Genomic DNA, 17973 nt, shown 5'->3' on the forward strand with positions numbered 1-17973 from the left:
ACGGCTTATCCTGCTGAAGGTCATAAGCAATGCATTTGATACATGTTTCAGAGTAGCAGTACGCCAAAGCTGAGTAAGCAGAAACGGAAGCAGCCCTCATAAAACGCGAGACCTGCATTTCATCGATCTGAATACGGATTGCTATACAAGTGGTAAATGGCAAGACACAAGAATATTTCTATGCGTTAATTCGCAGACAGGTAAAGATTTTTTTTTAGGCATATGCTATACTGTTAGCATAAATGAGGTGATTATATGCTGTCTACAGAGCGTAAATTATATTTGTTGCAGAAAGTGGAAAGAGAAGGAACCATCCATGTACGGGATGTTGCCAAGCAGCTTAATATCAGTGAAACAACGATCCGTCGTGATTTGATGGAGCTGGAGCAGGAAGGAAAGGTGCGAAGGGTGCACGGCGGTGCTGTCAGAGAGAGTCTGAATCAGATTTTAACGGAATCAAGAGAGCTGCTGATGCAGGATCGCATGCTGATCAATTTTGACAGAAAATCCAGAATCTGCCGCAGTGCCAGTGAGCTGGTAGAGGATGGAGAGTGTGTCTTTCTGGATGGAGGAACCAGTATTGTCGCAATGATTGACTATCTGCAAAGTCGCCCCATCAAAATCGTGACACATAACCAGCTCATCGTACAGCGGCTGCATGATCCGGTTGCACAGATAATTATCATCGGTGGGGACTTTAATGCAAAATATCACATGAGTGAAGGTCCAATGGCACAGAATATGCTTGGTCTTTACAATTTCGACAGGGCCTTTATCGGCTGTGCAGGCATGGATCCTATCAGTGGGCAATGCTATACTGCAGAAATGGGAACCAGAGAATTGAAGGAGATTGCGATGAAAAACAGCAATCACAGCTATCTGTTGATTGATGATAGCAAGCTGTTTGTAAAGGGCTTCTGCAAATTTACGAATACGGATGCCTTTGAACAGATATTCTGTAATACGCTGGATGAGGCTGTGGAAAACCTTCCTGAGAATATGAAATTTGTGGAATAGGCTGAACAAAAAAAAGGTTCAACCTTTTTTTTCAAAATGTAAGAAAACGCTTTCCTGATTGCCCTTCCTGATTTATCATAAGAGTATAAAGAAAAGAGGGGTTTTATGGTAAGGACAATACCTGAAGATTTTTTAATCGGAACAAGCAGTAGTGCATGGCAAATTGAAGGTGTGGCAGGAAAAAGCAAAGAACAGAAAAGCTGGGCAGAGCTGTTCTATGAATCAGCACCGGAAAAATGGCACGACGGAGTCGGACCCGACAAGGCGGCCGATTTCTATCACCGCTACAAAGAGGATATTCATACTATGGCATCACTTCATATGAAAGCCTTCCGCTTTACGATACAGTGGGCGCGGTTTATGAAGGATCCGATTGCCGGTATCGTGGATGAAGAGGCAGCTGCATATTACGGTGATGTAATCAAAACCATACGGGAGGCGGGAATGGAGCCGCTGATATCCCTTGAGCACTGGGATCTTCCGGCCATACTCATCGAACGCTTTAACGGCTGGGCAGGCAGAGAAACGCTGGACTGCTACATCATCTATGTGAAAGAGGTGCTGCAGCGTTTTGCAGATCAGGTAACCTGGTGGTTCGCCTTTACAGAACCGAACATCCCCATTGATAACGGGTATATGGATGCCATATGGTATCCGTTCACTCATGATCCGAAAACCGCTTATCAGGCACATTTTCATAAGATACTGGCAACCTCGTATGCAGTCGCATGCATGGAGCAGTATCGCTCCTATGGATGCCGCATGGGGGCAATGGTACACATGACACCGGTCTATGCGAAAAGCGGAGAGATTCAGGATGTAACAGCAGCATGGTATGCCGATCTGTTTCATGTGCGTCTGTATCTGGACCCGTATCTGAAGGGAGAATTTCCGGCGGAACTGCTGCATCAGCTGCAGCTGCATGACTGCATGTTTAGCTATAAGGAAGAGGATTTGCAGCATATCCGAGCACATCGCATTGATATGCTTGGCATTGATTACTATTTTCCGATTCGGGTGCAGGCGCGCCGTCATCCGTATACCGGTCCCTTCCATCCAAAGCTGTATTATGAGCCATGGATCAAGGAGGACCGCAAATTCAATGCGGACCGCGGCTGGGAGGTTTACGAGCAGGCTGTCTATGATATCGGCATGCGCCTGAAGCATGAATATGGCAATCCGGACTGGCTGATCAGCGAAAACGGTATCGGTATTGCACATGAGGAGCGCTACCGCAATGAACAGGGAAGTATTGACGATGATTACCGGATCACCTTCCTCCGTGAGCATCTGCGATATGCGCTGAAGGCAAAAGAGGCAGGCTGTCACTGTCATGGGTATCTTGTATGGTCTTATATTGATAATGTATCCGCCATCAATGCATTTAAAAACCGTTACGGTCTGCTGGAGCTGGACGTAACGACAGGAAAAAGGATTCCGAAGAAATCGGCATACTGGTTTCGAGATATATTAGAAAAAATGCAGCTGGATGATTGAAAATGCATGATTGTGTGTGATAAAACAAACATAAATATGCATAATCGGAATAATGTGAGCGCAAATGGCTTGCTTATCGGATGAATTCCCATTATAATAAGCATAGAAAGAATCCTGATACCTTTGATTCTTTGACGCAGTCTGCATGATTTCATAGGAATGATGCTTGCAAGGGAGCATGGTGATGACATGCAAGGGGCGTGCACATTTGTTATCGAAGCGGGCTGTCAGCTATGAGGAGGGCGCTTATGAAAGATTTTCTATTTTATACACCTGCAGCATCCGGCGTTGACTGGAAGCGCATCGATTCTCTTCGTCATGTTATGGAGAAACGCACTGCCAGTATATGCTCGCAGCGTGCTCTTCTGTATACACGCTCATTTCAGGAAAGTGAAGGAGAACCGTATATTATCCGCAAGGCAAAGGCATTTGCCTATACCCTTGCCCATATGGATATCTATATTCAGCCGCATTCTCTGATTTTCGGAAATCAGGCATCTACAAACTTCGCAGCACCAATATTTCCGGAATATTCCATTCAGTGGGTCATTGATGAGCTGGATACTTTCGATCAGCGAAGCGGTGATGTGTTTCAGATCAGTGAGGAAGTAAAGCAGGAGCTGAAAAGCATAGCACCATACTGGCTGCAGCATACCCATGAGGATGAGGTCAATGCACACCTCAGCGAGAATATCCGTCTTGCAGAGAAGCAGGGAGTTCTTCATCGCGGCGGTATTTCCATGTCCGGGGACGGTCACATTGTACCGGATCATGACATGATATTGAACAGAGGGTTTCGCTCGATCATCAATGAGGCGAAGCATGCCCTGACACATGCTGACCTGCAGGATGCACAGCGCAATTACTATCAGGCGGTTATCATTTCGCTGGAAGGGGCACTGCTGTTTTTTCAGCGATTTGCCAAGCTTGCCGAGGAAATGGCGGAGCATGAACCGAATGAAAAAAGAAGACAGGAGCTGCGTGTAATCGCGCATATGGCTTCAACCATGATGGAACAGGAGGCCAGAAGCTTTTATGAAGGCGTAGAGGTGTGCTATATGGTGCATGTTCTGCAGATGATTGAAAGCAACGGGCATTCCTTCTGCTATGGCCGTTTCGACCAGTACATGCGAACGCTTTATGAACAGGATCTAAAGCGGGGTGTGCTGACAAAGGATCAGGCACTGGAAATCATCACCCATATGTTCATAATGAATTCCTCCTGTAATAAGGTGCGTCCCTACGGTCATACAAAATACTCACAGGGCTATCCGCTTTATTCCAATCTGGTTGTCGGAGGCAAAACACCACAGGGAAGCGATGGTACCAACGAGCTCTCCTATCTATGTATTGAAGCGATGCATCTGACGTCGTTAGCGGAACCGAATTTCTCTGTCCGTTATCATTTGGAAACACCGAGGCAGTTCCTAAAGGCGGCGGCATTGCTGATTCGCACCGGATGCGGAATGCCGAGCATGTTCAATGATGAGGTGGCCGCAAAGGGAATCGAGGATTTGGGAATTGCGAAGGAGGACGCGCTGGACTATTGTCCGATTGGCTGTGTGGAAACCGGGGTACCGGGAAAATACGGACATCGGGCTACCGGTATGACCTATGTCAACTGGGGCAAGGTTTTGGAGATTTTGCTGCATAACGGTGTAGACCCTGCAAGCGGTATCCAAATGCTGTCGGTAAATGGACAAAGCGGGGATGCTGTTACGTTTAAGAGCTATGAGGAATTGTGGCAGGGCTGGGAAAAGCTGCTGAAATTCTATTCTGATATATCGGTGGAATGCGATGCAATCTGTGATGATTCTCTGGTAAAATATGATGCTGATCCTTTCGCAAGCTGTTTTATACAGGACTCCATGAAGCTGGGAAAAACCCTGAAGGAGGGTGGCTGCCGCTATGATGTGATTTCACAGTCCAATATCGGACCGTGTGTTGTCGGAAACGCATTATACGCAGTAAAGAAGCTGGTATTTGAAGAGCAGTCGGTAACCTGGGAAGAGCTGATGAATGCTATGCAGGATAACTGGCAGTCTCTGAAATCCGCTAAAATTCATAAAAAAATACGTCATGTTGCCAAGTTTGGAAATGACGATGATGCGGTGGATGAAATTGTTAAGAATGTTTTTGATTCCTATCTGAAGCTGCTTCCGCAGTATCGTACACAGCGTTATCAGCAGGGGCCTGCAGTAAGCTGCTATACGATGTCGACCAGCAATATCACCTCCTATGTACCAAACGGCTTTGTCGTTGGTGCAACACCGGATGGACGATTTGCAGGTACCCCGTTAAATGAAGGCTGTTCTCCAACACAGGGGACAGATACAAACGGTCCTACCGCGGTTATCAATTCAGTTGCTAAGCTGCCGAATGAACAGGTTGCGGCAGGACAGCTGCTGAATATGCGATTCTCCAGCGGTGCACTGGCAGGAGAGGAAAATCTCGATAAGTTCGTTGACTTTCTGATGGCCTCTGCGAAAAAGCACATTTACCATAATCAGTTCAACGTCATCGACAGTGCAACGCTGCGTCTGGCGCAGGAGCATCCACAGGATTATACGGATCTGATCGTGCGTGTTGCCGGTTACTGTGCACAATTTGTTTCCTTGATGCCGGAAGCACAGGAGGCTATCATCGCACGTACGGAGAATACATGGTAGCCTTACACCTGTCGACCATACAGCGCTATTCCACAAAGGATGGCCCGGGGATACGATCCACCGTATTTCTGATTGGCTGTAATCTGCGCTGTGCATGGTGCTCCAATCCGGAGCTGATGCTACCATACGATAAGCTGCTTCATTTTTCATCGCTGTGCCGCGGCTGTCAGAGCTGTGTGCATGCGTATCCAACGGCTGTATACATGGAGGATGGTGCTATTCATATGCATCCCTGTGCACAGCATATGGCTGGAGAGCTGGAGGAGGCTTGTCCCTTTGATGCTCTTGAACAGGTTGGGATGCGGATGGAGCCCATACAGCTCGCAAAGCAGCTGGAAAAGGATTTCACATATTATGAGGAATCCGGAGGTGGTGTAACGTTTAGCGGAGGGGAACCGCTGTTACAGGCTGCGGCTTTGTGTGATACCCTCTATCTGCTGAAGCAGAAGCAGATTGCGGTTTGTGTGGATACCGCAGGGGATGTGGCATGGGAACAGCTGGAAAGGGTTGCGGACTATTGCGATTTGTTTCTCTATGATATCAAAGCCTTTGATGCTGCATTACACAAAAAAATCACCGGTGCAGACAACGGCCGGATTCTTGATAATGCAAGAAGACTGGCGGCGATGCACAAGCCGATGTGGATTCGCATGGTCATTGTGAAGGGGTATAACGATGATCGAAGCGATCTGCTGAAAAGACTGCAGTTTGCGGCAGCACTGGGTTCTGCGGTACAACGAGTAGAGCTTTTACCATATCATGCCTTGGGAGAAGGAAAGTATAAAAGTATGGAACTGGCATATCCGATACAGGAGGATGCCTGTCCGGATGCTGAAACACTGACCTATTGTATGGAGGAAGGCCGAAGGCTCAATCTGCCAATGTATATGGAAAAAGAGTGAACGTACTGTCGGCTGTCATTTGTTTCTATCATAGCGTTCTTTGTTCTGTTATGATAATGGAGTGAATTACTCAAAAGGTCTTTCAATTAGTAAAAAATATGATACAATAAATACATAAATGTAATCGTGATAACTTTGAGCATGAAATGAAGGCTACAGGGTGAGAAACCTGGCGGAGTCCGGAATATACCGGGGTTCATGGATTGTTAGAGAGGTAAGTATCATTGATGGAGGATACCATCAGTGTGCTTGCCTTTTTTTTGTTATCCCGAGCAGGAAAGGAGTGTCTTGACATGGGACAATTTATTAGACTGAGAGTAGCGAATGAGCTTTATGTATTGAAAAAGGACAGATGGGGGTTTGCATATGATAGGGACAGGATAACAGATATGCTCAATTCATGGTTTAACATGCAGCTTTATAATGTAGAGGAGCTTGAGGACAGCGTACTCTTCACACTCAAAAAAGATGTGCTTCAGGAGCATTTTCTCTCATTTCTTTTGGAACAGACACAGATTATGTGTGATTTTGAAGCGAAGGAAATCAAGGAGGAGGTGGAAGCACTGAAAAGCAGAAACCTCCCGGATTATATGAAGTGGATAAAAGAAAACCGCATGCCGTCCTGTCTATGGTATGGAAAATGTACCATCGTATCACCGCTGTATTGTTCTGAAAAGCTGTATATGAGTGCTGATGGCGTGGATTATCTGGTTGAGGGTAAGGCTATTATGGAATGCTATGATAGTTTATTTACATACATCCATAACATGATTCGCAAAATCTCTGTGAATCCCTTAAAGGATACGGTTGTAGTTCTGCTTGACTAAGCATATCCTTGTTTTCAGGATGTTTTTGAAATGTATGCGAATATGCGAATAAGCAAAGTCTTTCCCAAGATAAGTAAGTAGGAAGACATCGTATCATATATCGCTGGAAAGTTGAATTTCTATCAGGCTTTCTCCAATCTGTAGCACCAAGTAATGAAAAAAATGTCCGAAACGCTTTAAATAAGTGTATTTAGGACATTTTTCTATGTGTATCAAAGTATCGTAATTTTTCCTCTCAACTTATAACACTATACCTGTATTTTTCCTGTGTCTACCCTTGCCTGTTTTTTTGTGGTTTCCTATGCTTGCGCGTGTTATTTTGTAGTCTGTAAAGGATGAGAGGCTTTTCAACAGATACAATATAAACATAGCGTTCCTGTCATACATAATCGTATCATAGAAATTCATAATCCTCATCTGATACACAAATCAGCTGCTTTACCTCGCTCACCATATGCTGCTCCTGCTCTGTGATCTGATCAGTTATCAATACATCGTAGTCAGACCACCTTGCGAAGGTATAGGAGGAGGACTTGCGAAACTTCGAGGAATCGCACAACAAAATCTTCTGCTGTGCCTTTCGCAGAACATGCTGCTTGACCTCCATTTCCTCATGGGAAAAGGTCGCCGGTCCAAACGAGTCAAGAAATCCATCACAGCCCATGAAGGCGGTATCAATATGGATGGCATCAATTATGCTGTTTGTAAAGCCGCCGACGGCAGCCTTCCCCTGCTTCTGGAGCAGTCCCCCTGCAATAATCAGCTGATGTGTGGTTTCCGATACCATAGACGCAATCGCAAGAGAATTGGTGACAACGGTCAAGCCCTTGCGCAGACGCAGATATTTTGCAAGGTACAGGATCGTACTGCCCGGATCAAGGAAAAGAACGGTGTTATCCTGAATAAAGTTCAGTGCTCTGCGTGCAATCAGCTGCTTTTCATACACATGCTCACTCATTTTAACATCCAGCGGCAGCTGATAATAGGTGTTTTTTATCTCGGCACCGCCATGATTTTTAATGATGATGCCCTGCTCATCCATACAGTTGAGATCCTTGCGAATCGTTTCGGTTGTGACCTGCAGCTGCTCCGCCAGTTCACTTACACGGGCACTCCCCTGTGATACGATGATGCGATAGATTTCATTTCTTCTCTGCTGTGTAGTTTTTGCCATAGAAGATCCCTCATTTCTATAGCCTCATGGTATCGCAGCCAAAGACTTTCGTCAATATGATTTTAAATATGATGTTGGGATTGATTTGTATTTATTTGTATAAATCCTTTTCTTTCTTATAGAAAACAAGCTTTTTCGATTGTTTGTTCTGAAAATACAGGAATCATATTGCATTTGTGTAAAAATGCTTTATGATGTAGGCACAATTAGAAAAAGGAAAAAGGAGAAGCCGATTATGAAAAGTAAACTGATTGAAATGCGTGAGAAATATCCACAGACGGAGCTATGGACGGATTCTTTCCATATAGATGATCATGCATACGGACTGACACAGGGAATTACCGGTATTACGACAAGTCCTACCTGGGTATCCCGTATGCTGTGCAATGAAGAAGGCAGGGAGCATGCATTGGTGCTTCGTGAGCTGCAAAGACAGCATCCGGAATATAATGAACAGGAAATGATCTGGGCATGGACACTGGAAATGGGGAAACGCAGGAGCAGCATTCTGCTTCCGCTTTGGGAGCAGGGAAATCCGAAGCAGGGGCGTTTCTCGATTCAGACATCCATTTATGATTACAGCAATACGGAAAAAATGGTACGCATGGCAGAGGAAGTAAACAGCTGCGGAGCGAATATGCAGGTGAAAATCCCTTCCACAAAGGAAGGAATCAAGGCGATGGAGGAGGCGACATTTCGAGGAATCAGCGTTATGGCAACCGTCTGCTTCAGTGTGGATCAGGCCGTTGCGGCTGCGGAAGCAATCGAGCGAGGAATGAAGCGGCGTACAGCGCAGGGGCTGTCCAACGCAGAGCTGAATCCGGTATGTGCCGTACTGCTGGGGATGCAGGAGGACTGGTTGAAATCCTATGCAGAAAGCAGGGATATTGTTGTACATCCGGATGCATTTCCATGGTGCGGGGTGGCAATCTGTAAAAAGGTATATCATATATTTCAGGAACGCGGCTATAAAACCAGAGTGCTAACGGCTTACTATCGTCATCAGCTGCATTGGTCTGAATTTATCGGAGGGGACATTATCATGACAATTCCGGCAAAATGGCAGAAGCGATTCGCAAATTGTGATGTGGAAATCAAGGATTATATGAGTGAGGCAGTGGCTGAGGATAAACTGGAACAGCTGTATAAGCTTACACCGTTTGTGCAGGCATATACAGAAGGGTCCTTCACAGAGGATGATTTCAACAGCTTTGGACCTGTTATTCTGACGATTCGATATTTCACAGAAGAATATGAAAAGGCAGTACATAAGGTTCGCGATATCCTGTTGCCAAATCCCATCCGTTAACAAGCTCCCGCTTTCAACGTGTGGCTGCTGATTGCACGCACTGACAGAAACGTAGTTCTGAGGGTATGTCTACATAAGCATACAAAAAAGCTATACAGGTCATATGTGTTATGGCTGCTTGACACCATATAAAGCAGACAGCCTCGAAAAGCTGTACAGGACTAACAGCGGATCCAGAGTGCTCGATCAGCGATAGATCTATGAGAGACCATTTTGCTGCAGAAGCAGTATAGGAAAGGGGAAATCTTTCCATGATGAAAAATGCAAAGCCAGAGATATTTCTGATAACGCTTTGCATTTTTTTATGCCCAAAACCAGGTAACGACAAGCCCTGTATGTCTCCATTCAGGCATGCATTCCTTCAGAAGCAGGATATAAAGTGATCATGCTGCTTCGTATATGCAAGAATTCTATAACAGTGTGGTATGTGAAGCAATCGGTAAAAGCTTTAAGGAATGCAGCGCATCCAGAATCATTTGTATATGATCAAATGCGAGAGACTCCTGCTTCGGATCTATGCTGCGTGCTGTTTTCGTATGATACTGCATATGATGCTGAGCATGAGACAGCGTCAGCGTTTCATCCTTTATCTGTACCTCAAACCATGCCGCATCCTCTGCATCGTCCTTTGCCGCAACCTGTACTTCCTGATGAATCAGCGCAACATGGGCAACGGATATCACCCGCATGCGGGGATCGCGGTGGACGGCCCCATAGGTATGCAGCTGGTAAAGCTGTACCTGATCGCGTTCGATGGAGGTTTCTTCTTTCAGCTCGCGATAGGCTGCGTCCAGAATATCCTCCTCTATATCCAGAAAGCCTCCGGGTAAGGCCCATTGCTGTATGTAGGGATGATTTTTTCTGCGAATCAATAACAGCTTCAGCTGATTTTCGTATTTAGAAAATATAAGCATGTCCACACTGAGAGCAGGGCATGGGTAACGGCTGGCATCATATGTCTTTAAAAATTCCTCCTCTGTCTGACCTTTGGCATTTACTGGTTGTTTCATCATTATACATTCGCCTCTTTTCTACTGTAAGGATAGCACAGGATATCATAGTGTAAAAGCATAGAAGTAAAAATAATCACAGATTGAGGAAATCTGTCTGCTGATATGCTATGATGATAGAGAAGAAACGGAGGTGCTGTTATGGATACCAGACTTGCAGAAAGATTATTTGTACTGATTACATCCAATATGGATCGTACCTACGAGGATGAATGCAATATGGCTATGGATGTATTTCTTGAAGAGGAATTTGATATGGGGGAGCTGAAGCGCATGCTGCTGTATCTGCTCGGTAAGGTAAAAGCAGACAAGCAGGAAATGGTAAAGGAAAAGATCGAACAACAGATTGGTTCTTTACATGAGCAATAGCTGGCAGATTTTGCTAGACATCCCTGCTTTTCAATTTACGGAAAATACGCTATACTGATAACAAGTCAAATGGAGGTCGTATATGAAGAAATTTATCAGATTATGTGGAATTGCCGCCTGTACACTGCTGCTTCTGACAGGCTGCAGTTCAAAATATGAACGTGACGATGAGCCGGGAAGGGTGGAAAATATCACAGTTTCCGAAATGCAGAAAATGGTGGATAAAAAAGAAAGCTTCGCCATTGTATTTACACAGACTACCTGCTCCCATTGTATAGAATTCAAAAAAATGCTGGATGGATATCTGCTGGATCATAACGTCGTATTGTATGACGTTGTTCTGGATGAAGCCCCTGCTTCTCAGCGAAAATCCGATTTGAATACGATACGGAAAACCTTTCCAGGAATGAATGAAACACCTTCCCTTTACTATGTGAAGGAAGGAAAGCTGGAAAATTTACTGGAAAACGGCGATGATGGTTTAACGGAGGAAAAATTCGATAACTGGGTACAGCGCTATAAGCTTGATGAGAAAAAATAAAAGGACAAAAGAAAAGTATTCTGTATAAGGGTGTCTTCCTGTTATATCGGAATACTTTTTTATGGTTCTGTTTAGAAAATATGGGGTGTCAAAGCAATTCAATCCTGATTTCTTATTGGTAGATGACAGCAGGTCACTGTCCTGGAAAGTATGCATGAGAATAGCAGAAGGGCGAGAATATTCTTTTTCAATCTCCAATATGGAGGAAAGGCAGCTGCTGGATTCCATCTGCTTTGAATTTTTCTAAAATCCGTATGAGTCGATATAGCTACCACACTTTTCTCTTTCTTTATGGCTTCAAGAATGCAAGCCTGTGGGACAGGCGTATGGGTAAGGGGGTATTTATGAAACTGCTGAAAAAAACAGACGATTTCATGTATCGTTATCATCACATGTACATGAGGTTGAAGAGAACACAAGGGATTTTTCTCCACTATCCTTATGAAATCATTGCTTTCATGAGACACATAATTCATAGAGTTACTTTTTCAACAGTCTCTTATTTATTTGCTTTATCCACATAATACCAAAGCTTATATTGCGGCTCGTCAAATTCACTGATATAAGCATCCTTCGGATTATTTTCACTGATTTTAATACGCAGAAGCTCCTGCAGCTTGAGCTTCTTCTCGTGCGCAGGAAGGATACTGTAAATCAGCTGTCTGACCTCGTAGCGCTGCTGGTTAACGTAATATTCCACAGTTACATATTTGGAGGGTAATCCGCGATATAGATAGAAACCATCCTCGATTTTTTTTATACGACCATAGCTTTCCGTGCAGCCTTGCTTTTAGTTTTCCAAACATTATCATCACCTGTTTGAATCCTTCCTTTTTATAACTATAGTATATCATTTTGATATGGGAAAAGCAGAACTTAAGAAAAAATAATATTTGAATATAAATACTTGTGCTTCATGGTATACTTATACAAAAAGGAGAGCGTATGAGACGAACAGACAGAGAAACAACAAGAGAAGAGGCATGGCGCATTTTTGATCAAAGCGCATATTCCGTACTTTCCATGAGCATTCGGGATATCCCCTATGCCACTGCACTATCCGTGACACGGATGGATGAAACACTGTACTTTCACTGTGCCCGTGACGGGGAAAAAATCAAGGCTATGCGCGAAAATCCAAACGTCTGCCTGCACAGCGTTGCCCATATGAAAAACTGTGCAGAAAGCTTCACCGTTTATTATGCCTCCTGTACGATTCGGGGAATTGCACAGGAGGTGGTTGATGAAGCGGAAAGGCACCGTGCGCTGCTTGCCCTCTGCAGGACCTTTATACCAGAGAGCATGGACATGGCAGAGCAGGAAATCCGTGATTTAAGGAGCGTTACTGCTGTATGGAAAATCACCGTGCAGGAAATTACGGGAAAGCGGAATGCGGAAAAATGACAAATGTAATAAAAAACAAATGACATTTGAAAGTTGAATTTATAGGAAACCTTTTGTAGAATATACGTGCAATAAGATATTGGTTCTGCATGGTGGTAGTGCAGAAGCAGTTATGGTATTGTGGTGAATTTAGAAATTGGTCTTTCTTAAATTCCAAAACTACAACATTGCTTGAATCGCACGGTATGACTTCTGCAGATGCTTTGCTGGTAACATGCACCTGCAGAAAACCCATTCATAATCTGATCCGTTGCTGAAATCCTGAATCTGGAATAGACATGAAACCCTTCAACACCAATACAGGCGCGGAAAATTTTCTCATACCGATGCAAATCTTCAGTCAATATGCAACCTATTTTATCAAAACATACGATAAAATAGAAAAGAACAAGCCAAAAGAGAGAGTGGCTTGTTTTTTTATGATATAATATTTGTTGATAAAAAGTGAGGGTCTTTATGTCAAAAATGAAAGTGAGTATACGTTCCATTGTCATGTTTCTGTTCGCCTTGATGTTTGTTGTGGCCGGCTTATCACTTCTGAGCCGCTATACCAGTGAACAGTTCATTTATCGCAGCAAAAAGCCTCTGAAAATCGGGGCGACCTATATGACGCTGAACAATCCCTTTTTCAATGTAATCGATGATGAGGTACGCAATGTCGTCGAGGCAAACGGGGATGTTCTCATATCCCTGGACCCTGCACTTGATTTGCAGAAGCAAAAGGAACAGATTCACTATCTGATTGAGCAGGATGTCAGTGCGCTGATTATCAATCCGGTGGACTTTACGGGACTGAGTGAGGAGCTGAAGGAGGCAAGGGAAGCAAACATTCCGGTTATTACCGTGGATACGGATGTATTTGATGAGGATCTTGTCGCATATTCTCTGATGTCGGATAATTACGATGCCGGTGTGCAGTGTGCCAAGGATATGATGAAGCGGAAAAAATCGGCTGATATCGTGTTGCTTCAGCATAGTACCGCCTATTCTGCTGTCCAGCGTATTCAGGGCTTTGTCGATACCATTAAGGATAAGCCGCAGTACCGTGTTGTGGAGCGAATCGAATGTGAGGGACAGCTTGAAATCGCCATGCCGAAAATGGATGCCTTTTTGAATAAGGATATTTCCTTCGATGTGGTCATGGCGTTAAATGATCCCAGTGCGCTGGGTGCCCTTGCCGCCATGCAGGATAAGGATCGTCTGCAATCGGTACTTGTCTATGGCGTGGATGGATCACCGGAAACAAAGGCACTGATCAAGGATCATATCATGACGGCCTCCGTTTCCCAGTCACCGAAAACGATGGGGAAGGATGCGGCGGAAATCGTCTATAAAATACTGGAAAACAAGCCATACAGCAGCAAGGCCAGAATACCGGTAACACTGATTAATGAGAATAATATCGATCAGTTCTCTCTGGAAGGGTGGCAGTGATCATGTGGTTTATGAAATGGAGCAATGATGAGAAGCTGAAGGCGATTCACTGGATGATGTGCTTTCTCAACTTAACGATTATTTTGTTTATCAGTGTGATTATGTATATCACAACGCTGCGCATTTGTGATATGTATGAGGCAAGGACCTTTCTTTCGACCTTACCCTGTCTGCCTTCCAATCCTCTGCGCATTATGATTACAGCGGTTGCCTGCTTTCCGATTCTTCTGTTTGTGATGCGGCTGCGGCATCAGATTCAGCTGACCACCTGGAAGCTGGCGGGAAGCTTTCTGCTGGAAACCTGTCTCTGTCTGATTATCATGCAGTCTCTCAGCTTTTCCACCAACAGCATATTGCTTCTTGTGATGGCCGATTTATTGACATATATCAGCACCAACCGGGAGCGTGCACTCTGTCTGGCAGTGATGATTGTGATCTATCTCTGTGCGAATTATGATTTTCTATCCGGGCGCTTTGCCATTGTTTCCTTCAATGACTATCTCGCCTGCTATAATTCCATGACGCAGTCCGTGCTGTCCAGTATCCATAATACACTGGCTTCCCTGAACATCATCATGTTTATCCTGTATATGATCTTTCTTGTGCAGGAGAAAATCAATGAAAGCAAGAAATTCCTGCAGATGAATCAGGAGCTGCAGGATTTGAATGAACAGCTCAAGGAATATGCCAACATCCGTGAAAAGATGGGAGCTACCAGAGAACGGAACCGTCTGGCAAGAGAAATTCATGATACGCTGGGGCATACACTGACCGGTTTATCCGTTGGAATCGATGCCTGTGTACTGATGAGTGAGATCGATCCAAGCGCAACGAAGAATCAGCTGAGTACATTGGCGGAAACTGCCAGAAACGGCTTAAAGGATGTGCGGCGTTCCGTCGATAAGCTGCGTCCGGATGCATTGGAGCATTATACACTGAAGGAAGCACTGGATAAAATGATTCAGGAATTCCAGGGGGTTACCGATGTCGTTATTCATTTCGTATGTCATCTTCCGCATTTAACCTTTGATAAGGACGAGGAAGAGGTCATATACCGCATTATTCAGGAGGGGATGACGAATGCGGTTCGCCACGGCAAGGCGAAGGAGATATTTATATCCATCGCAAAGGAAAATGATACGCTGATTCTGATTATCGAGGATGATGGAATCGGCTGTGAAAATATCAAGCCGGACTTCGGGCTTCACCACATGCAGGAGCGTATCGCCCTTTTACAGGGAGATATCCGGTTTTATGGATCCAACGGGTTTGTGATCCTTGCAGAAATTCCAATCAGGGAGGGAATCTGATGATTAAGATTATGATTGCGGATGATCAGGAGCTGATCCGCGAAAGTCTGAAAATTATATTGAGTACAAAAGAAGAATTTAAGGTGATCGCCACCGTAGGAAGCGGCAAGGAGGTCATTGAGGCAATACGCAGGGAGCAGCCGGATGTCATTTTAATGGATATGCGGATGCCGGATATGGATGGGGTACACTGTACCAAGTTTGTGAAGGAAGTATATCCGGATGTGAAGGTTATTGTTCTTACAACCTTTGATGATGATGAATATGTATATTCCGCATTGAAATATGGAGCCAGTGGCTATCTGTTAAAGGGGGTATCCCTCGATGAGCTTTCCAATGCGATAAAAACCGTGCTGCAGGGAGGGGCAATCTTCAATCCCAATGTCGCAAGCAAGGCGATTCGTATTTTTTCACAGATGGCGAAGAATAATGTGGTTACTGAGAAATTTCAAAGTCAGGATGACCTCCCAACGCTGAGCAATACGGAGTGGAAAATCATTCAGCAGGTGGCACAGGGGCTGTCCAACAAGGAAATCGCGGAGATTCTGAAGTTTACAGAGGGAACGATACGAAATTATCTGAGTGTCATTCTGGATAAGCTGGAGCTGCGCGACCGTACGCAGCTGGCCATCTGGTATATACACCGGGAAAAAGCGGAACAGGATGAGAACGGATGAAGCGGCGGCTGTTGATTACCCTGGTGTTGCTGTTGCTGTGTATCGGCGGTATCGGATGGTTCTCCTATATGCAGCAGAAAACAGTAGTCCTGAAATTCGGCATGTTTGCCGGAAGCAACTGGGATGTTCCCAACGGCGACAGCTATAAAATTATCGATCAGGCCATTGAACGCTTTGAAAAGGCACATCCGAATGTGCGGGTGGAATATGTGAGCGGTCTGCAAAAGGCGGACTACTCCGAATGGCTTTCTCAGCAGGCATTGGAAGGTGATTTGCCGGATGTATACATGGTACTGTCTGACGATCTGTATACCTTTGCGGATATCGGAATGCTGGAGGAGCTGGACTCCTACATACAGCGCGATGAAGAGCTTACAGTGAAAAACTATTTTACACCGGCATTGAAAAGCGGACAGATGGATGGAAAGCAGTATGCCCTGCCATATGAAAGTGTTCCAACCATGATGTATGTGAATAAGACGCTGCTGGATAAGTTCGGTATTGCTTTGCCGGATAATAACTGGACATGGGATGATTTCTATGCAATCTGTGAAAAGGTAACGCTGGATTCGGACCATGACGGTTCTCTGGATACCTTTGGTGTTTACGGCTATGGATGGCAGAATGCGCTTGCCTCCAATGATGCGACAATTTTCAATGCCAGTGGAACAAGTGCAACCCTTGCCAACAACAAGGTGTATGAGGCTGTGGAGTTTACGAGAAAGCTGGAGGAGCTGAATAAGGGGCAGAGTGTGAACAGTGCCATGTTTGATAAGGGGATGGTTGCCTTTTGTCCAATGAAATTCAGCGAATACAGAACCTACAAGCCGTATCCATGGCGTGTGAAGAAATATACAAATTTTGAATGGGACTGCATACCGATGCCTGCGGGACCAAAGGGGGATAACGTGTCACAGCTGGATACGCTGAGTATGGGGATCAGTGCAAGCAGCTCGCATAAGAAGCTGGCATGGGAATTCCTGAAATCACTGTGTTATGATACGACGGCACAGAAGGATATTTTTAAATATTCACAGGGCGTTTCTGTTTTAAAGGATATCACGGGCTCAAAACAGGTAATGGAGTATTTATTAAAGGATGCCCCGGGAGATTCCACCTTCAATATGGATTTCTTTAATGATACGATGGAGCATGCAATTCCGAATACCAAGTTTACCGATTATGATCAGGTGATCTCCGTTGCGGATAGTGAGATACGAAGACTGCTGGGGACAGATGAGGATATCAAGACAAGCATCAATACCCTGCAGACAAAGATTGATCTGATTCTGAAAAAATAAAGGCTAGGATAGAGGTTAGGGCCTTAAAACAAACGAGTGTTGAAGTGTTTTATAGCTTTGATACTCATTTTTATGGCTTATGAGACACATATACCTTGGCGATCTTGTTGAAAAAGATTGTACAATACCTCTGTCTATGTGAATGATTCCTGCATCATCTTTGACCTTCGGGTTTAAGGCATCGTAAGCTGTGCGTGTAGGTTCACTGGATGACGTATCGGTATGCAGGATTTTTTCAAATCGGTGTTTATATCCTGTTGTATAGGCATCTCAAGCACTCGCTGTCGGTAATCCATTTTTACGCTATATAAGCTGCGTCGGACTTTTTTAAGAATGGTTCATCAAGGAACATAAGCCTCTTTGCTAAACAGCAGGAGGAAGGTAGGTAAAGCATGGTTATATTGTAATAGGGCGGTATCTATAGGGAATATGGCTATGCTTGCTTGTAATAAAAAAGGGAATCCGGCGATTGATGAGTACGATCGCTTTGGAAATCCCTATTTTTTTATCTTCATAACTAGCTTCGCTTTGA

16 protein-coding genes are annotated in these 17973 nt (G+C 44.6%); 13 read left to right on the forward strand and 3 right to left on the reverse strand.

What is annotated here, in order from left to right; all coding sequences use genetic code 11:
- Nucleotides 1–255: 255 nt before the first annotated feature.
- From NE665_RS03110 to NE665_RS03130, 5 genes are all read left to right on the forward strand, one after another.
- Nucleotides 256–1017, forward strand: coding sequence for a DeoR/GlpR family DNA-binding transcription regulator (locus NE665_RS03110; protein WP_117443474.1), 762 nt, complete (start codon nt 256–258; stop codon nt 1015–1017).
- A 105-nt stretch (nt 1018–1122) separates the two neighbouring features.
- Nucleotides 1123–2514: a glycoside hydrolase family 1 protein gene (locus NE665_RS03115; RefSeq protein ID WP_117443475.1), complete on the forward strand. Its 1392-nt coding sequence runs from the start codon at nt 1123–1125 to the stop codon at nt 2512–2514.
- A gap of 248 nt (nt 2515–2762) precedes the next feature.
- On the forward strand, nt 2763–5183 hold the full coding sequence (locus tag NE665_RS03120) for a formate C-acetyltransferase/glycerol dehydratase family glycyl radical enzyme (protein ID WP_117443476.1): 2421 nt from the start codon (nt 2763–2765) through the stop codon (nt 5181–5183).
- Complete coding sequence (locus NE665_RS03125; protein WP_117443477.1) at nt 5177–6085, forward strand: glycyl-radical enzyme activating protein; 909 nt, start codon at nt 5177–5179, stop codon at nt 6083–6085. The genes NE665_RS03120 and NE665_RS03125 overlap by 7 nt, the downstream gene beginning before the upstream one ends.
- Before the next feature lie 293 nt (nt 6086–6378).
- Nucleotides 6379–6912, forward strand: coding sequence for a hypothetical protein (locus NE665_RS03130; protein ID WP_117443523.1), 534 nt, complete (start codon nt 6379–6381; stop codon nt 6910–6912).
- 394 nt (nt 6913–7306) lie between these two features.
- On the opposite strand, the gene NE665_RS03135 is transcribed toward NE665_RS03130, so the two are convergent.
- Complete coding sequence (locus tag NE665_RS03135; RefSeq protein ID WP_117443478.1) at nt 7307–8086, reverse strand: DeoR/GlpR family DNA-binding transcription regulator; 780 nt, start codon at nt 8084–8086, stop codon at nt 7307–7309.
- A 235-nt stretch (nt 8087–8321) separates the two neighbouring features.
- Between NE665_RS03135 and NE665_RS03140 the strand changes: the two genes are divergently transcribed.
- Nucleotides 8322–9395: a transaldolase family protein gene (locus NE665_RS03140; protein WP_117443479.1), complete on the forward strand. Its 1074-nt coding sequence runs from the start codon at nt 8322–8324 to the stop codon at nt 9393–9395.
- A gap of 410 nt (nt 9396–9805) precedes the next feature.
- Here the strand turns inward: NE665_RS03140 and NE665_RS03145 are convergent, their stop codons facing one another.
- Nucleotides 9806–10408: an NUDIX hydrolase gene (locus tag NE665_RS03145; RefSeq protein ID WP_233104552.1), complete on the reverse strand. Its 603-nt coding sequence runs from the start codon at nt 10406–10408 to the stop codon at nt 9806–9808.
- Nucleotides 10409–10546: 138 nt separating this feature from the next.
- Here NE665_RS03145 and NE665_RS03150 point away from each other — a divergent pair, with 138 nt between their 5' ends.
- The gene (locus tag NE665_RS03150; RefSeq protein WP_117443481.1) at nt 10547–10774 is read left to right on the forward strand and encodes a hypothetical protein; all 228 of its coding nucleotides are present in this window, start codon (nt 10547–10549) and stop codon (nt 10772–10774) included.
- 82 nt (nt 10775–10856) lie between these two features.
- On the forward strand, nt 10857–11315 hold the full coding sequence (locus NE665_RS03155; RefSeq protein ID WP_117443482.1) for a thioredoxin: 459 nt from the start codon (nt 10857–10859) through the stop codon (nt 11313–11315).
- Between the two features lie 499 nt (nt 11316–11814).
- On the opposite strand, the gene NE665_RS03160 is transcribed toward NE665_RS03155, so the two are convergent.
- Entirely contained in the window at nt 11815–12015 is a 201-nt protein-coding gene (locus NE665_RS03160; protein ID WP_233104553.1) for a hypothetical protein, read from the reverse strand.
- A gap of 245 nt (nt 12016–12260) precedes the next feature.
- Here NE665_RS03160 and NE665_RS03165 point away from each other — a divergent pair, with 245 nt between their 5' ends.
- The 5 genes from NE665_RS03165 (at nt 12261) to NE665_RS03185 (ending at nt 17441) form a co-directional block, all read left to right on the forward strand.
- Nucleotides 12261–12719: a pyridoxamine 5'-phosphate oxidase family protein gene (locus tag NE665_RS03165; protein ID WP_118654568.1), complete on the forward strand. Its 459-nt coding sequence runs from the start codon at nt 12261–12263 to the stop codon at nt 12717–12719.
- A gap of 456 nt (nt 12720–13175) precedes the next feature.
- On the forward strand, nt 13176–14153 hold the full coding sequence (locus tag NE665_RS03170; protein ID WP_117443484.1) for a sugar ABC transporter substrate-binding protein: 978 nt from the start codon (nt 13176–13178) through the stop codon (nt 14151–14153).
- Nucleotides 14154–14155: 2 nt separating this feature from the next.
- On the forward strand, nt 14156–15463 hold the full coding sequence (locus NE665_RS03175; RefSeq protein ID WP_054344136.1) for a sensor histidine kinase: 1308 nt from the start codon (nt 14156–14158) through the stop codon (nt 15461–15463).
- Entirely contained in the window at nt 15463–16140 is a 678-nt protein-coding gene (locus NE665_RS03180; RefSeq protein ID WP_117443485.1) for a response regulator transcription factor, read from the forward strand. The genes NE665_RS03175 and NE665_RS03180 overlap by 1 nt, the downstream gene beginning before the upstream one ends.
- Nucleotides 16137–17441: a sugar ABC transporter substrate-binding protein gene (locus tag NE665_RS03185; RefSeq protein ID WP_117443486.1), complete on the forward strand. Its 1305-nt coding sequence runs from the start codon at nt 16137–16139 to the stop codon at nt 17439–17441. The genes NE665_RS03180 and NE665_RS03185 overlap by 4 nt, the downstream gene beginning before the upstream one ends.
- The last annotated feature ends 532 nt before the right edge of the window (nt 17442–17973 follow it).

It is taken from the genome of Clostridium sp. DFI.1.208 (genome assembly GCF_024463855.1).
Lineage (GTDB): Bacteria > Bacillota_I > Bacilli_A > Erysipelotrichales > Erysipelotrichaceae > Clostridium_AQ.

What these genes read in the sequence shown, in the direction of transcription:
- NE665_RS03120 (WP_117443476.1), top strand. Translation starts at nt 2,763, where the DNA reads ATGAAAGATTTTCTATTTTATACACCTGCAGCATCCGGCGTTGACTGG.
- NE665_RS03155 (WP_117443482.1), top strand. Translation starts at nt 10,857, where the DNA reads ATGAAGAAATTTATCAGATTATGTGGAATTGCCGCCTGTACACTGCTG.
- NE665_RS03185 (WP_117443486.1), top strand. Translation starts at nt 16,137, where the DNA reads ATGAAGCGGCGGCTGTTGATTACCCTGGTGTTGCTGTTGCTGTGTATC.
- NE665_RS03110 (WP_117443474.1), top strand. Translation starts at nt 256, where the DNA reads ATGCTGTCTACAGAGCGTAAATTATATTTGTTGCAGAAAGTGGAAAGA.
- NE665_RS03150 (WP_117443481.1), top strand. Translation starts at nt 10,547, where the DNA reads ATGGATACCAGACTTGCAGAAAGATTATTTGTACTGATTACATCCAAT.
- NE665_RS03145 (WP_233104552.1), bottom strand. Translation starts at nt 10,408, where the DNA reads ATGATGAAACAACCAGTAAATGCCAAAGGTCAGACAGAGGAGGAATTT.
- NE665_RS03180 (WP_117443485.1), top strand. Translation starts at nt 15,463, where the DNA reads ATGATTAAGATTATGATTGCGGATGATCAGGAGCTGATCCGCGAAAGT.
- NE665_RS03175 (WP_054344136.1), top strand. Translation starts at nt 14,156, where the DNA reads ATGTGGTTTATGAAATGGAGCAATGATGAGAAGCTGAAGGCGATTCAC.
- NE665_RS03115 (WP_117443475.1), top strand. Translation starts at nt 1,123, where the DNA reads ATGGTAAGGACAATACCTGAAGATTTTTTAATCGGAACAAGCAGTAGT.
- NE665_RS03140 (WP_117443479.1), top strand. Translation starts at nt 8,322, where the DNA reads ATGAAAAGTAAACTGATTGAAATGCGTGAGAAATATCCACAGACGGAG.
- NE665_RS03135 (WP_117443478.1), bottom strand. Translation starts at nt 8,086, where the DNA reads ATGGCAAAAACTACACAGCAGAGAAGAAATGAAATCTATCGCATCATC.
- NE665_RS03170 (WP_117443484.1), top strand. Translation starts at nt 13,176, where the DNA reads ATGTCAAAAATGAAAGTGAGTATACGTTCCATTGTCATGTTTCTGTTC.
- NE665_RS03165 (WP_118654568.1), top strand. Translation starts at nt 12,261, where the DNA reads ATGAGACGAACAGACAGAGAAACAACAAGAGAAGAGGCATGGCGCATT.
- NE665_RS03125 (WP_117443477.1), top strand. Translation starts at nt 5,177, where the DNA reads ATGGTAGCCTTACACCTGTCGACCATACAGCGCTATTCCACAAAGGAT.
- NE665_RS03130 (WP_117443523.1), top strand. Translation starts at nt 6,379, where the DNA reads ATGGGACAATTTATTAGACTGAGAGTAGCGAATGAGCTTTATGTATTG.